The organism is Enterovibrio makurazakiensis, from assembly GCF_050336585.1.
Taxonomy (GTDB): domain Bacteria; phylum Pseudomonadota; class Gammaproteobacteria; order Enterobacterales; family Vibrionaceae; genus Enterovibrio; species Enterovibrio gelatinilyticus.
Window position 1 is genome coordinate 1 of sequence record NZ_JAKJSE010000007.1, and the last position, 16910, is coordinate 16910.

The window sequence follows — 16910 nt, forward strand, 5'->3', positions numbered from 1 at the left end:
ATCTATTACAAAGGTATTTTACCTGATTATCTCAGTGCAGACGGTTGGCAGGGTGAAGATGAAAGTGGCACCAAATTCAGCACTGCTGGTTTTGGTGCCAACACGAATACACAAACACTGATAGTTACCCCTCCTCCCGGTCCAAATAACGATCTCAAAATGGCGACTTGGGGTTGGGGCGGCGGTCTTTATACCGATAGCAGCGATAAAGCAAACTCGATTAACCTGTCGGGCTTCCAAAATGGCTTCATGACCTTTGATGCAAAAGGAACCATGACGACGCCAGTAACTATTGGCTTTAAATCGGGATCTGACCTTCGTGATAATGAAGATAAACTCATAGATTCCACTCGTCCTGCTAAGTCATTTGGTGTGTTGTTCAGCACGACTGACAAAGTTTCTCAATCAGGAAAATCTTCGCTAGCTGGTTCACGTACGATTACACCTGAATGGACAACATTCCAGGTGCCAATCAGCGAGATCTTAGGTGGTGAAACAGTGGATTACACTGATATCACTATTCCTTTGTTTGTCGAAGGTGAGTTTGAAGATGATGGTACGATCGAATTGCGTAACGTCCACTTCACCAAGGATGCGACAAGCACGATTGATGATGATGAAGTGTTTCAAAAGCTCATTCCTCCTGCAGGGCCTCAAAATACACAAGGCGCATTGACGGTATACTATCAAGGAAACCTTCAGTATGGCTTAGAGGTATTTGGTTGGGAATTGACGTCCTTTATTGCGGACAACCCGCAAACTAACACCCTTGAACTAACAACGCCTCCGACTGCGGGTACCGCAAAAGATTGGGGCTGGGGTGCTGGTGCAGTGACACCAACAGGTGATGATACCTACCCTACTGCCTTAAACCTCGTTGGTTTTGAAGACGGCTACATGTCTTTTGACATCAAGGGTACGACGACGACTGACATTCTTATCGGTTTTCAAACAGGTGTGTTTGCTGAAGCCGCTGGACGTGCTCAGTCTTCAAATGCTGTAACATTCGGTCCAAGTGGTCGCTCAATTACCTCTGAGTGGCAAACGTACCAAATTCCAGTATCAGAGCTTGTCGGCGACAAAAGCATTAACTTCTCTGACATCACATCTCCTCTCTATTTTAATGGTGCTATTGACGACGGTGGCGTGATTGAAGTTCGTAACGTTTTCTTTGGAAAAACCAAGGATAGCGCTATTGCATCAGATCTCGATGATGGTGATGGCAGTGGCGGTGGAACTGATGGCGGCACCGATGGTGGAACCGATGGCGGCACTGATGGCGGTACTGATTCTGACGCAGTCTTCACAGCGTATCAAAATGGAAACATTCAATACGATTTAGAAGCGAATGGTTGGGAACAAACTTCGTTCTTCACTGCTAACCCAGACAAGCAATCTCTTGAACTCACAACGCCTCCTACCGCGGGTACCGCGAAAGATTGGGGCTGGGGTGCAGGCTTAAACACCAAAGATCAAGCGTCGACCGACTTAAGTGGTTACCAAAATGGCTTCATGAATTTTGAAATCATGGGTACGACGACAACCGATATTACGGTTGGGTTCCAGACGGGTGTATTTGGTGATGATAGCCGTCCTCAAACGAACAACGGTGTGACATTCGGCCCAGGTGGTCGTTCAATCACTGGTGAATGGCAGTCATACTCAATTCCAATGTCTGAGTTGATGGCGGCGGCTGGCAACACGGCAAGTCTTGCTGATGTAACATCGCTGATATATTTCAATGGCGCAGCAGATGATGGCGGCGTGATTGAAGTACGCAACCTCTACTTCAGCGCTTCTGCTAATGGCTCAATTGGTTCAGATTTGTCTGACGGTGGTACTGATGGTGGAACTGATGGTGGAACTGACGGCGGCACCGATGGCGGAACTGACGGCGGCACCGATGGTGGAACTGACGGCGGCACCGATGGTGGAACTGACGGCGGCACCGATGGTGGAACTGACGGCGGCACCGATGGCGGAACTGATGGCGGCACCGATGGCGGAACTGACGGCGGCACCGATGGCGGTACAGGAAATGAGCAAGGTGCTCTGACTGTCTACTATGAAGCGGATCTTCAGTATGAATTGCAGGCGTTTGGTTGGGAAGAAACTTCCTTTCTTGCGGATAACCCTCAAACCGACACTCTGGAGCTAACGACTCCTCCGACTGCGGGTACCGCAAAAGACTGGGGTTGGGGTGCTGGTGTAGTGACACCAACAGGTGATGACAGCTACCCAACTGCTTTAAGCCTCGTCGGTTTTGAAGATGGTTACATGTCTTTTGACATCAAGGGTACGACGACCACCGACATCTTTATCGGTTTTCAAACTGGTGTATTTGCTCAAGAAGCTCAACGTCCTCAGTCTTCAAATGCTGTAACATTCGGTCCAAGTGGTCGCTCAATTACTTCTGAGTGGCAAACGTACCAAATTCCAGTATCAGAGCTTGTCGGCGACAAGAGCATTAACTTCTCTGACCTCACTTCTCCTATCTATTTTAATGGTTCAGCTGACGATGGTGGCGTGATTGAAGTTCGTAACGTCTTCTTCGGTAAAACCAAGGAAAGCGCGATTGCTTCCGATTTGGATTCTGACGGCGGTACTGATGGTGGCACCGATGGTGGAACTGACGGCGGCAACGATGCTGGCGCGGTATTTACTGCTTATCAAAGTGGCGCAATCCAATATGGGTTGGAAGCGAACGGTTGGGAAGAGACTTCATTCTTTACCGCTAATCCAGACAAGCAATCTCTTGAACTCACAACGCCTCCTACCGCGGGTACCGCGAAAGATTGGGGCTGGGGTGCAGGCTTAAACACCAAAGATCAAGCGTCGACCGACTTAAGTGGTTACCAAAATGGCTTCATGAATTTTGAAATCATGGGTACGACGACAACCGATATTACGGTTGGGTTCCAGACGGGTGTATTTGGCGATGATAGCCGTCCTCAAACGAACAACGGTGTGACATTCGGCCCAGGTGGTCGTTCAATCACTGGTGAATGGCAGTCATACTCAATTCCAATGTCTGAGTTGATGGCTGCGGCTGGCAACACGGCAAGTCTCGCTGATGTAACGTCGTTGATCTATTTCAACGGCGCAGCAGATGACGGCGGTGTGATTGAAGTTCGTAACCTTTACTTCAGTCAATCAGCAGACGGCGAGATTGGTTCTGACCTATCTGGTGGTAGCGATGGTGGAACTGACGGCGGCACTGATGGTGGAACTGACGGCGGTACCGATGGTGGAACTGACGGTGGAACTTATGGCGGCGTTGAACTTGTAGCTCAGCCAGCAGCAACAGGCAACTATCCTGTATCTAGCGTTGCGAATGGTGATGCTCCTGGGCAGCCTGTGCTAGGTACTGCTGAGTTACCTGCTATTTCTTACGGTGCATTCCGCACAACGACTCGTACTGAAGCAAATGTACCAAGTGTTGCTGATCTGAAAGAAGATCTTAAGATCATGCACGCTTCAGGTATTCGTATGCTGCGTACCTACAACACACAAGGCTTCTCTGATACAGAAAATCTGCTGATAGCTATCAGCCAACTGAAAGAAGAAGACTCAAGCTTCGAAATGAATGTGATGCTTGGTGTTTGGATTTCAGCGTTGAATGCGTTCTCTGACCAACCTATCGATCACTCTCAGGAAAGCCCTGAGAACGATGCAGAAATGGATAAGGCGGTTGAGTTTGCGCAAAACTACCCTGACATCATCAAAGTTATTGCTGTTGGTAATGAAGCGATGGTTGAGTGGGCAACTACCTACCGCGTTGAGCCAGGCATTATCCTAGGCCGTGTGAATGAGCTTCAAGCTCTGAAAGCGGATGGCACAATTAGCGAAAACATTTGGATCACCAGCTCTGAAAACTGGGCGGTGTGGGCAATCAACAACGATTACTATCGTGGACATGAAGCCGACATTAAAGCGCTGATCCAAGCGGTTGATTATGTGTCAGTACATGTATATCCGTTCCATGATACTCAGTTCGATACGTCGTTCTGGAATGTACCTGCGGATGAACAATCACTGTCTCGTCAAGCACAAGCAGATGCCGCAATGGGTCGTGCATTTGGCAAGGCGATGACACAGTTTGATGACGCGCAAACAAGCGTTTTAGCTGTGGATAGCACGAAGCAAGTTCATATCGGAGAAACTGGTTGGTCGACGCTGTCTAGTGAAGCGTATGGCGCTGGTGGTACTGGGGCAGCGGATGAGTACAAGCAAAAAGCTTACTTTGACGCAATGTCTGAGTGGGCAGCTGATTACGGTGCATCTGTATTCTTCTTCCAAGCATTTGATGAACCATGGAAAGGTGACTCAAGCAACCCAAGCCACTCTGAGCAACACTTCGGGCTGGTAGATATTAACGGTAATGCTAAATACGCAATTTGGGATCTTGTAGACGCAGGTGCGTTTGCTGGAATCACTCGTGGCGGTAACGAAATCGTTAAATCAAACAGCGGAAACGCACAAACGGTTATCGACGGCATTCTTGCTATCCCTTACGCATTTAATGCGGGCGGTGAAATTGAAGGTGACGTATATACCATCTATAGCGGTTCAGTTAATTCAAGCCTATCTGCACTAGCGTGGGAAAATACTGCGTGGCTAGCTGCCAATCCAGACAAACAAGTTCTTGAGCTAACAACGCCACCGACGGCGGGCACTGCGAAAGATTGGGGTTGGGGAGCAAGTACTGCTGTTGCTGGTAGTTCAGGCCAAAATCTGACTGGTTTTGAAACGGGCTACTTGATGTTTGACATCAAAGGTACCACGACAACTGCAATCAACATCGGCTTCCAAACGGGTGTGTTTAACGATGGCACGCGTCCACAAACGAGCAATAGTGTTCAATTTGGTCCTAGTGGATATTCAGTAACATCTGAATGGCAGTCGTATAAAATTGCCGTGACTGAACTGACAAGCAGTACGTCTCCTGACTTTACAGACGTCACTTCACCTCTGTTCTTCCAAGGCGTAACTGATGACGGCGGTGTGCTAGAACTGCGCAACGTTCGTTTCAGCAAAACTGGGGAAGACACTGATGGTGGCAACGGTGGCGGTACTGACACCTCAGGTACTGGATACGTCATGTATACCGGTAAAGACACTGTTCATAGCTTCGACGATATTCAAGTATGGTCGCAAGACGGTTCAGGCGCTTCTATCGGTGCGGGAAGTGACAGCACTTATTCACCTGTTCAGGAACTTACGGTAACGGGCGGTTGGGGTTCTGCTGCTTGGTTGTTTAACACAACACAAGTCGACCTTACGTCATATACACATGCCGAGTTCAAAGTAAAAACATCGGCTGCAAATATTGATGTCACCATTATCAATCAAGATGATGAGACAGCAGCGAATCCATACTCACTGTCGTCAGGTACTTCGCTTGATAATGGTTGGGTCCAAATGAGTGTGCCAGTGCCTTCTTACACTGATATGAAGACATTTGCGTTAACTCTTGGAGAGAATGGAACACTTCAAATTGCTGATATTGCCTTTGTTGATAATGATGGTGGAAGCGCCCCTTCTGGCACCGGATATGTTTACCACTCAGATGAAGAGAACAATATTGCGTTTGAGAACATCTTGGTGTGGTCACCTGAAGATCCTGCAGGCAACGCAACATTAAATGAGACTGCTGACGGTGAATACAACAAGGTATTAGAACTGACGACGACTGCTGGCTGGGGTTCAATTGCCTGGGTGAGTAAGTCAAACCCTATCGACATTAGCGCATTCACACATGCAATGTTCAAAGTGAACACCACAGCTGATGCGGTGAAAATCACGACGATCAACCTGGATGGGACGCAAACTGGGGAAGGCTACCCGACGTCACAAGGCATTGTGCTTAATGATGGCTGGGTGGAGATGAAGGTCCCTCTGGCAGAATTTACTCAATTGACAGATTTTGCTATCACGTTGGAGGGCAATGGAACGCTGAAAGTCACGGATGTTGTATTTGTGACAAATGAAGTACCTGCGACTCCTGAAACAGCCTACTTGTCGTATACAGGTCAAGATAACAATCTTCCATTTGACGCGCTTCAGTATTGGGAACAACTTGCTGTCAACGTTAAAAATGGCGGCGTGTATGATCCTGTGTTCGAAGTGACAGCCAACGATAATTGGCAGGCATTGGCTTGGGTATACAACGTAAACCCTGTTGATATCACGTCATATACGCATGCTCAGTTTAAGGTGTTGACCGACGAAGCAGATATTGGAGTGTTGACACTAAGTTTGACTCAACCGGAGGTATCTGAAACTCACTCAATCTCTAGCGGTACAGCACTGTCTGATGGTTGGGTGCAAATGGAAGTACCATTATCTGATTTTGCTGATATGAAGACGTTTGCGCTGGTATTTGCTAATGCGGGCTCCTTTGACATTGCAGATGTTTCATTTGTAAATAAGGACTCACAAGGTGGTACTGACGGCGGCACCGATGGTGGTACTGACGGCGGCACCGATGGTGGTACTGACGGCGGCACCGATGGTGGTACTGACGGCGGCACCGATGGTGGTACTGACGGCGGCACCGATGGTGGTACTGATGGCGGCACTGATGGTGGTACTGACGGCGGCACCGATGGTGGTACTGATGGCGGCACCGATGGTGGTACTGACGGCGGCACTGATGGTGGTAATAACGGCGTAACAATCACTGCGAGCGATATCATCGACTTCGAAGCGAACACGGTAACGTGGGAAGTGTTCGAAAACGATGACAACCCAGCGGTAGAACTTGTTGCTAACCCAGATACCTCTGGAGCAAATGTCTCGGCTACTGCAGCTAAGCTCATTGCACGCACCAATGGCGCACCATGGGCTGGTGCTATTACTCGCGATGTGGAACCGTTCACTCTTGATGCGACCACCAGCGTTGTTCGTATGATGGTGTACAAAGACAAAATCAGCACCGTACGCTTCAAATTGGAAACGGCGAGTGGTTATGCGCAAGAGCTTCTTGCCAACAACACGCTTGTTAACCAGTGGGAAGAGCTGACGTTTGACTTTTCGTCTGTTGCAGACCTGTATGACGGTCCTGTTACTGGCGTAGTTGTGTTCCCTGATTTCGTTGATGCAGATACTACACGTGATGCAGACGCAGTCATGCACTTCGACAACATCACCTTCAATGCTGCTGGCACTGACGGCGGTACTGACGGTGGCACAGATGGTGGTACTGACGGTGGCACAGATGGTGGTACTGACGGTGGCACAGATGGCGGTACTGACGGTGGCACAGATGGTGGTACTGACGGTGGCACTGACAGCGGTATCGACAGCATCGACTTCGAAACCAATGCAGTAACGTGGGAAGTGTTCGAGAACGATGACAATCCAGCGATTGAACTTGTTGCTAACCCAGACACCTCGGGTGTAAACAGTTCAAGCACCGCAGCTAAAATCATTGCGCGCGCCGCAGGTGCGCCATGGGCTGGTGCTATTACTCGCGACGTTGAGTCGTTCACCCTTGATGCGACCAACAGCGTTGTTCGTATGATGGTGTACAAAGACAAAGCTAGCACCGTACGTTTCAAGCTGGAGACGGCCACGGGTTACGCGCAAGAGCTTCTTGCTAACAACACGCTTGTTAACCAGTGGGAAGAGCTGACGTTTGACTTCTCGTCTGTCGCAGACCTTTATGATGGTCCTGTTACTGGCGTAGTTGTGTTCCCTGATTTCGTTGATGCAGATACTTCACGTAATGCAGACACAGTGATGCACTTCGACAACATCTCCTTCAATGCAGTTGGCTCGAATGGTGGCACTGACGGCGGCACCGATGGTGGCACTGACGGCGGCACTGATGGTGGCACTGACGGCGGCACCGATGGTGGCACTGACGGCGGCACTGACGGTGGAACTGACGGCGGCACCGATGGTGGAACTGACGGCGGCACCGATGGTGGAACTGACGGCGGCACCGATGGTGGTACTGACGGCGGCACCGACGGCGGCACTGATGGTGGTACTGACGGCGGCACCACAGGTAACACTCCAATCGTTATCTTTAACGATGCAGCGAACCCTCAGTGGGTAGCGTGGGATTGTTGTGGTGGAACCACGCCACCTGTAATCACTGATAGTGATGCTGAATACGGTGAAGTTACTTCCTTCCAAGTGGTCAGCGCGACAGTAAATGGCTTCAGTTCCCGTGAAGGTGTTGCAACGAACCCACAGCCAATCGATGTGAATGCATGGATGGTAGAAGGTACAATCTCGTTTGATATCAAGCTAGTTGCGGCAGGTGATGCACCAGCAGATGACTGGAAATTCAAAGTTGAATCAAATGGCGGTCCTGATAATGGTGGTGAGTTCGTAGAGTTGAGCTTAGGTACGCTTCCTGAGTTGAATACTTGGAAGCACTATACGTTTAACCTGAGTGACCTATCCAACAACGGGCTAGACCTCACAGCGATCGATCTTGTCATGGTATTCCCAGCATGGGCTACCGGAGTAGGCTCCGAGTATCTCGTCGACAACGTGACTGTTTCTCCTACTGGTGCTGATGGTGGTACTGATGGCGGTGGAACCGGAAGCGGTGAAGCCGGTGATGCAAACACTTTCGTCACATTTAATGGTGAGCAAGATACAATTGGTCTTCAGTTCGTTGGTGATCAATGGGGTAGCGGTGTCGTACTTACTGCAAACAGCGGTGATACACCTTACTCAGATACCATTACCAGTTCGCCAGCGAGCAACTGGACGGGTGAAGGTCAATCGGCGACCGTTCAATGGGCGACAGCAGTGATGGAGACCACTAACACAGCGGGTGCCAACATTGCGTCATATACTCACTTCTCTTATAAAGTGCAGCAAAGCGACTTTTATGAGACGAAGATTGAGTTCCAAAGCGGTAGCAGTGGAACGATGACGTATTTGGTGAGCAGCCAGAATCCAGCTGGCGACATCAATGGTGATCAAGTTGTGACAGTAGATTTGGGTAACGGTTGGTTGAAAGTCACTGTACCAACGCCTAGCCATTCTGATATGAAAGTGATTGGCATTATCCTTAAGGGTGATGTTGCAGACACTGGTGATATTAAATTCGCGGAGTTTGAGTTCACCACTCAGTAACAATTGTTTTTCATTCTCGATTAAAAGGAGCCCACTTTGGGCTCCTTTTTTATTTCCCATCGAAAGAAATAGTTGGAGCGGAGGAATAACGTGAATAACGTAGACACACACCCTATAAATGGAAAGCGGCGTTACCTAGCTTACATCGAAAACGGCTTTCTGGTCTTCGTCTGCCAGACCGTTAATTCTTCTTCCTTTCGTAAACACGTCCACTTATCAGGTAACGGCCTGAGACTTCTGTATGACGAAAAACGCCATATTCAATCATCTGTCGACTGCAATACCAATAATCGTTAAATAGTGCTCACTTCTGAGATTTCAACCACCGAATTATCCAGTACTTGGGCTCGTATTTTTAACTGTTCTTAGGGTGTGTGTCCCTATATTTTCCTTAAGTCATGGTTTTATTGGTTTTTAGGTCAATGTGAAAGCTGAGGTGAAGGTGTTTATCGACGGTTTAGTATGTGTAAGTTGAAAAGTCGAATTCGTCGACGGTATTTATTTTGGTCACAAACATTACGCTTAGATATATACATGCAGTAATCTTTAGTTATCTCAGGATAAATATTATCCATATTGTGACTGTTTTACGTATGCATTATGGTGATATAAACTATTTTATTTTTGTTATTAAAATAGAGACAGGCGTGTAAACCATTTTCATTGTAATTTCGAGGAGAAGTTGGCTGTAATAATAAGGAAAAGGAATGAAGTTTATAAAGCAAGGAAGTGCGATAGCGCTTGGTTTCGTTATCTCGGCTTGTGGCGGCGGCGGGGGAAGTAGCGATAGCGGAGGCACGGGCGCGGAAGGCGCGTCACTTTCAAACGCCTCATCGTGTTATAACCCTCAACGTGGTCAAGTGGGCACCACAGTGACTTATGATTATGCTATTCGATCAGTCAGCACGCTACCCTCTGAAGAAGAAAAGAGCTTAGATGACGCGGAATGGGGTTATTATGGTTATCATATAATAAATGAGAGTATCGTTTCTTATTCTGGTAATGACGGTGTTATTCAGTCGTTATCACTTTATCGTTATTTTGACGGCGATGGTAATTTTACGTCTCAAGAAGAAGATGGTTTTTACGAATACACGCAATATGATGATGACGAGAAATCACAAACACACTTTGGATATAAAGAAGAAATTGGAAGTAGTACCTATGAGGAGCAATACTTGCCATCAGGATGGAAAATGAGTTATGACGTCGATGAAGGCAACGAAATTAGCTTGGATAGCATCACGGCAAGATATTTCATCGATGGTGTAGGACAAAGGGACACCATTGTGGATGTTGCGACGAAATTTATAGGTAAGGAATCAATCACTCTTAATGGTACCGTTTATCAAACCTGTAAGTTCGAAGAAAAAACGGTCACTACGGCACCTGACTTTACGTCAGAGGCTACCTATGTTTCTTATGTAGGTGAGGGAAATGGAATAACCTTGATGTCTACTCGATTTAGAGAGTGGGAAGATGGTGAAACTTATCGATCTGTTCGACAAATAACCAGCGCTTCCATAAATGGTGAGCCGATTTAACAGCTGCTCACTGTGACGAAAGCGCCTTAAAGGCGCTTTTTTAGTTAGTGGTTTTATGCAATTGCTGGGACCAATTCTGGGACCAATTGCTGGGACAGACACCCTAAGGAAATCATAGTGTAAGTATTAAGGGGAACAGGCACCCTAAGAAAATCATAGTGTTTAGTTTCAGCGTCTTGTGTTCCTTGGCTCATAAACGTGCTTTGAAGATGAAGGGTGAGTGGTTGAGCACCTGCACATGTATAGAGCGAGGCAGCATGATTGGCACAGAATCGTCACTGAAAGCGGCGTTACCTGACTTGCATCGTAAACGGCTTTCTGGCCTTCGGCTGCCTGACCGTTAATTTTTCTTCCTTTCGTAAACACATCCACTTATCAGGTAACGGCCTGAGACTTGTGTATGACAAAAAACGCCATATTCAATCAGCTGTCGACTGCAATACCAATAATCGTTAAATAATGCTCACTTCTGAGATTCCAACCACCGAATTAGCCAGTGATTGGGCTCGTCTTTTTAACTATTATTAGGGTGTGTGTCCCCCTGTATTCCTGAATTTGTCATTGTTTCAAACTTAAATATTTGGCGTACATTTTTGGGATAATTCAACTTTCAGATACACAACTCCCGTAATCGTATCCAATGGTATTCAAAGTGGACGAGGTGCCAGTATTCAAAGATATATCGCTATATTCTTGCCCTGATTGAGTCAAGCTTTGGTAGTAGTAATATGTAGGCCACCCATGGTTAGCAAACATATTTCCCCTGTCTGTATACAATCCGGTTAGCTGAGAAAGACTGGGCATGGTCCAGTTACTTCGATTTGCAAATTCAAGGCTGCTCAAATGCGAGCACCATTCCGCGATACTGAACCAGTTAAATCGAATGAACATACCGCCGTTTGGTCCATAAGAACCATTTTCTAAGTAGCTTGCATCGAGATATTTATATCCCAGTGCTTTTACGGCCGTATAACTCGGTGTTGCGGTAAACCAGTTGCCGTTGTTGTCTTGTGCGATTTTCACACAAGCGCCTATCGCATTCGAATTGTCAGTGTCGTTAACTGCTGTCGAATAGCTATTGCCATAACTATGACCACATACAACGGAGTCAATAACGTTGATACCGGATGATTGGCCTGTATTGTCACCTATCGACGCGGTAACGTCTGTTACCCCTGCCTCTAATGGAACAAGCTTTCCTGCACTGTCTATGGTTGCAATAGCACTATTAGAAGTTTCCCATTGAACGTCTGATGTGATGTCTACAACGGTTCCATTACTGTAACGACCGCTTGCTTGAAACTGCAATTCAGTGATGAACGTCGTTGTTGGCACCGATACTTCTATTTGGACGAGTGTGATTTCAGTGCTTGCAGGAACGTTAATAACGTTTTCTTTGTTGCAGCCCAAGATTGATGTGCTAAGTGCGATGATGATTGATACAACATGTCTTGAGTGCATTTACTGCCCGCCCTCATTAAAATTGCTCTTCTTACACGGATTTTGTCTTAAAAGTAGTAATCGATTTCCATTATTACAATAAAACGAGTGGCAGCTTTTACAGTGAAATGGCTTGAATGCTGTTTTTTTCCTAGCGATTTATCGTAATCGCAATATTTCCATTCCTCTTTCGTCAGTGTTGCTACAACACTCTACTATCGGTGGTGATAGGGCTCTTTGTTGTCATGTCGATCCGACTATGGGTCTATTAATACATAACAAATCGTGATGTATTAACTAAAACTATATGTATATATCGTGATGAGTTGAAGCGGTAAATTGTGTTCATAGCAAAAAACGACAGAGAGAGAAAATCTATGAATACACGTTTTGCACCTTCTACCCTAGCACTCGCATTAATGGTTTCCTTCAGCGCATCAGCGGATTATGCCAGTTTAGAAACGTACAAAGGAAAGCCAGCTACGGAACAAACAAAGCAAGCCAATGCAGAACTAGCAAAGCAACTGCCTTGGCAAGATACCTCAGCGTTTGAGCGCACTCAGCGTGGTTTGATTGCAGAATTCGGCAGCCACCAAGCCGGCGAGTTGAAGCAACGATTTGACTACATGGACACCATGAATGTGGATGAATTGCCTGACACTGTGAATCCGTCAATCTGGCGTCAAGGTATGCTCAATTACACCGCAGGTGGTCTGTATGAAGTGACCGATGGCGTTTATCAAATTCGCGGTGCCGACTTGTCCAACATGACTATTTACCGCACCGACAATGGTTATGTGATTCACGATCCATTGTTATCACGAGAAGCGGCGGCCGCTTCATGGGAATTTGCCAAGCTGCATTTGCCGAAAATCAAAGGTGAACACAAAATCACAGGTATGATCTATTCGCACATGCATGCGGATCACTTTGGGGGTTCACGCGGCATTCTCGAATCTGGTGACATGGTAAAAGACGCACAGATTTACGCGCCGAAAGATTTCATTAAAGAGCTTGCTGATGAAAACGTGATTGCAGGCACCGCCATGGGTCGTCGTGCAAACTATCAATATGGCACAACGTTAGATAACAACCCTCAGGGGATTGTCGATAATGCGCTTGGCTTGGGCACGTCGCGTGGAGAAGTCACCTTGGTAGCGCCGACGCAAGAAATTCAACCGCGTGAAAAAGAAATCACCATTGATGGGCTAACATTCCACGCGATTAACATGCCAGGGGCAGAAGCACCCGCTGAAATCGTGCTTTATGTACCGGAATATCGATCACTGAATACTGCTGAACTGACTTATGACGGTATGCACAATATCTATACGTTCCGTGGCGCGAAAGTGCGTGATGCACTGGTGTGGACCAAATATCTCACTGAACTCAAGCTGCGCTTTGTGGATAGCGGGCTGGTAGACAACATTCATGCTGCGCACTCGGCACCTGTGTGGAATGATGCTGACACGAAAGTGAATGAAATCTCAGAGTATATGGCTCTGCAGAGAGACAATTATGGCTTCATTCATAACCAATCTATGCGTTTAGCCAACCACGGCGTCACTGTTCACGATGTGGGTCGTGAGATTGAAAAAATTGTGCCGCAAACACAAAAAGACACCTGGCATACCAACGGGTATCACGGCTCTTACAGCCATAACGCAAGAGCAGTGGTCAACCTGTATCTTGGTTACCATGACATGAACCCAGTGAATACTAACCCACTGCAGACAACAGAAAAATCGTGTGTTTATGTAGAAGCCGCAGGTGCGGATACACTGTATAAAGCAGGCAAAGTCCACTTTACGAACGGTCAATACCAAGAAGCATCGCAACTGTTCAATGATTTGGTTCAATGCGACCCAAGCAATATTGATTATCGCTTTGCATTGGCAGACAGCTTTGAACAGCAAGGTTATCAATCAGAAACCATGGCTTGGCGAAACTCTTATCTACAAGGCGCGGTAGAACTGCGTACTGGTGAGATTCAGCCGTCAGTGAAAATTGCATCAGCAGACGTGATTGCAAACACACCAACGGGCATGTTCCTCGATTTTGTCGCGGTGAAACTTAACGCAGAAAAAGCAGAACTTGCCAACTTAGACTTCCGTTTTGCGGTCTCGCACCCTGAACTAGATGAGCATTACTACGGTGAAGTCTCTAACGCTAACATGGCGAATATCCAAGTAGAGCAGTTACCAAAAACTGATGTGGCACTATCTGTGAGCAAGAGTGACTTCACGCAAGTCGTTTTGGGTAAAACAACGTTAGACGCATTGGTGAAAGAGGGTAAAGCGACACTGAAAGGGGACGCTAGCCTAATAACGTCACTGGCAGTGACTTTGGATGAGTTTGATGGATTGTTTGAAATTCTACCTATGCCAAAGTCATAGTTAATAAGCAAGCAAGCAAGCAAGCAAGCAAGCAAGCAAGCAAGCAAGCAAGCAAGCAAGCAAGTAAATAGATAAGTTATCATAAAAAATCCCTCAGCCTTGACTGAGGGATTTATGTTAGTGCTGTCTATTTCGTGAATACCGAGTATCTGTGTTCACGGTTCAATGAACCACTTCAATGTATAAGCAAAGCGCCTCTGTCAATACAACCAAAAGAGAGGAGCTTCCTAGTTTAAACCTTCAGCTAAATTTCTCACCCAGCGGTTGCTATTCAAGCGCCAAACACAAATTAACACTTTAATACCTTCTTCGAGCAACACTAGCCCAAACAGATAGATAGGATCGACATTAAGAACATGCGTTAGCCAATAAGCACAAGGCAATAGGAAAACCCACTGCGCAAGAACATCCGTGATCAAGCAAAAACGCGCGTCACCTCCAGCTCGGAGTATGCCGACAATCAACATCATTGATAGACTTTTAACGATCAGTGAAACCGCCATAATGTTGTAAAGGCCAGCTGTCATTAGTTCGGCAGCAGTCGTAACGTCATTGTGGAAAAACATCGACAGCACGAGCGATTTCAATGCCATCAATAGCGCTGCACTGACCACACCAATACCCACGCTCATAACGAGATGTTGCCTTATGGTAGTCGGTAGTTGATCGTGCTGATTGGCGCCTACCAAATTACCGACCAATACGGAGCCGGCCGTGGCTAAGCCAATTAACAGTGACATGGCCAAGGCTTCGATAGGGGCAAGTACGGACAGTGCCACGAGTAAGTTAGGATCGCTGTATCCTAAAATGGCATGAAACGCGAAAAGACCCGCAGCCCATACAACACTGTTTACGGCGGCAGTTGCAGACAGTTTGGTGACAACGAGAAAATCTTGCCAGGTAAGGTGTTTGAATAACGAAACAGGGAAATAGCTCAGGAGGTGGTTTTTTGATTTCAAATAGAGATAAAGAACGACACACTCTATAAAGGCACTGAGTAAGGTTCCCAGTGCAGCCCCTTTTATGCCCATTGCAGGCATTCCAAAATGACCAAAAATAAATACCCAGTTCAAAGCTAAGTTCAAGATAACACCAATGAAACTGACTTTGGTTGCGATGCCAGGCTGGTGCATTGACCTCAGCCCGCAAGCGATACTGGAAGCGTAAGCAAAACAAAACAAGCTCAATGCGATGATTTGTAAATAGTCACTGCCTTTGCTGATGATTTCTGGAGACTGTGTTCCCAATGACATCAGTAATGATGGTGCAAAGAAGAGCACGATGAAGAAGATAAAAGAAACAGCCGCGCTCAATACTAGTGTGATGAAGATGGTGTTATGAAACTTTCGTTTACCATCTTCAGTTTTCACTCCAAAGCATTGGGCGGCAATTTGACCGCCGCCAATACTCAACCCAATGATAAAAAAACTGATGATCATTTGGGCCTTTGCCGCTAAGCCAATGGCTGCGATATCAAGTTCACTGAGCGTGCCAAGCATCAGCATATCGACGGTACTTTTACTGGAAAATATTGCGGTTTGAAGTGCGACTGGCACTGCGAGTGCAAGTAGAGTTTTATATTGGTGAAAGTGCGAGAGATAACGAGTGATCAATGCCATGGTGTCGTCCATGTTTTTAAAGCGGAGCGAAGCAGATCCTTCATAGATATTGAAGGTGTAGATCTTCTTTATGAATAAAGTGAAGGACCTGCAGAAAGGGTTAAGAAGCGATATCTAACTGTTGAATCGCTTCTTCGCGAGGAACGTATCCATCCAGTTTCTTGACGATTTTTGCGGGGTTGCCCATTGCAATGCAATTGTCCGGAACATTTTGGTAAACCACACTGTTTGCGCCAATCACTGCGTTTTCACCAATGGTCACACCTTTTAATATGGTAACGCCCATTCCGATCCATGCGTTGTCTTTGATGGTGACTTTTGCAGAGCGAGTACGCGCAGCATCATCGTTTTGCCAACGGTTGGTGACGGGGTGCCCACTGCTATCCATAATGGTCACTTTAGGGCCGAACAGAACCTGATCTCCAATCTCGACATGCTCGTAAGAGACAATAACGGTTCCCTGCATGACACAACCGTTACCAATTGTAATTTTACCTGCTGGCTGATTGTTTACTTTAATTGCTGTCAGCCTGACTGGGCGGTTTTCGAATGCGAGATTGTCTTCTGAATAAAGCACCGTTCCCTGACCGATAGTAATACTGTTGTTGAAATCTTCTTGCTGAATCAGCGAATACTGCGCATCACGGTGGTAGTCGTCAGAGTCACGCACCAAAGTAAACGCAAAGTGCGGTGCACCAATGATATGCGTGTCTTTTTGTACAAGAATTTGATTTCCATACTGACTTTTTATGTCGTCAAAGGTTTTTCCAGCAGCAACAGGAAAAATATTTTCGTAAACACAAGGCATT

Annotated in this window: 6 protein-coding genes; 3 read left to right on the top strand and 3 right to left on the bottom strand. The window is 46.7% G+C overall.

The window, feature by feature from the left end:
- Positions 1–159 precede the first annotated feature (159 nt).
- Both L4D06_RS04965 and L4D06_RS04970 read left to right on the top strand, forming a co-directional pair.
- Complete coding sequence (locus L4D06_RS04965; RefSeq protein WP_429738020.1) at positions 160–9102, top strand: glycoside hydrolase family 17 protein; 8943 nt, start codon at positions 160–162, stop codon at positions 9100–9102.
- A 707-nt stretch (positions 9103–9809) separates the two neighbouring features.
- Positions 9810–10646: a hypothetical protein gene (locus L4D06_RS04970; RefSeq protein WP_429738021.1), complete on the top strand. Its 837-nt coding sequence runs from the start codon at positions 9810–9812 to the stop codon at positions 10644–10646.
- A 603-nt stretch (positions 10647–11249) separates the two neighbouring features.
- On the opposite strand, the gene L4D06_RS04975 is transcribed toward L4D06_RS04970, so the two are convergent.
- Positions 11250–12107, bottom strand: coding sequence for an adhesion domain-containing protein (locus L4D06_RS04975; protein WP_429738022.1), 858 nt, complete (start codon positions 12105–12107; stop codon positions 11250–11252).
- Positions 12108–12463: 356 nt separating this feature from the next.
- On the opposite strand from L4D06_RS04975, the gene L4D06_RS04980 reads away from it, so the two are divergent.
- Positions 12464–14482 (top strand): alkyl/aryl-sulfatase, encoded by a 2019-nt coding sequence (locus L4D06_RS04980; RefSeq protein ID WP_429738023.1) that lies wholly within the window; start codon positions 12464–12466, stop codon positions 14480–14482.
- Between the two features lie 227 nt (positions 14483–14709).
- Here L4D06_RS04980 and L4D06_RS04985 read toward each other — a convergent pair whose 3' ends face one another.
- Together L4D06_RS04985 and L4D06_RS04990 are read right to left on the bottom strand one after the other, a co-directional pair.
- A complete protein-coding gene (locus L4D06_RS04985) occupies positions 14710–16101 on the bottom strand; it encodes an MATE family efflux transporter (protein ID WP_429738024.1) in 1392 nt (463 codons plus the stop codon).
- Between the two features lie 100 nt (positions 16102–16201).
- Positions 16202–16909: an acyltransferase gene (locus L4D06_RS04990; RefSeq protein ID WP_429738025.1), complete on the bottom strand. Its 708-nt coding sequence runs from the start codon at positions 16907–16909 to the stop codon at positions 16202–16204.
- Position 16910: the final 1 nt, after the last annotated feature.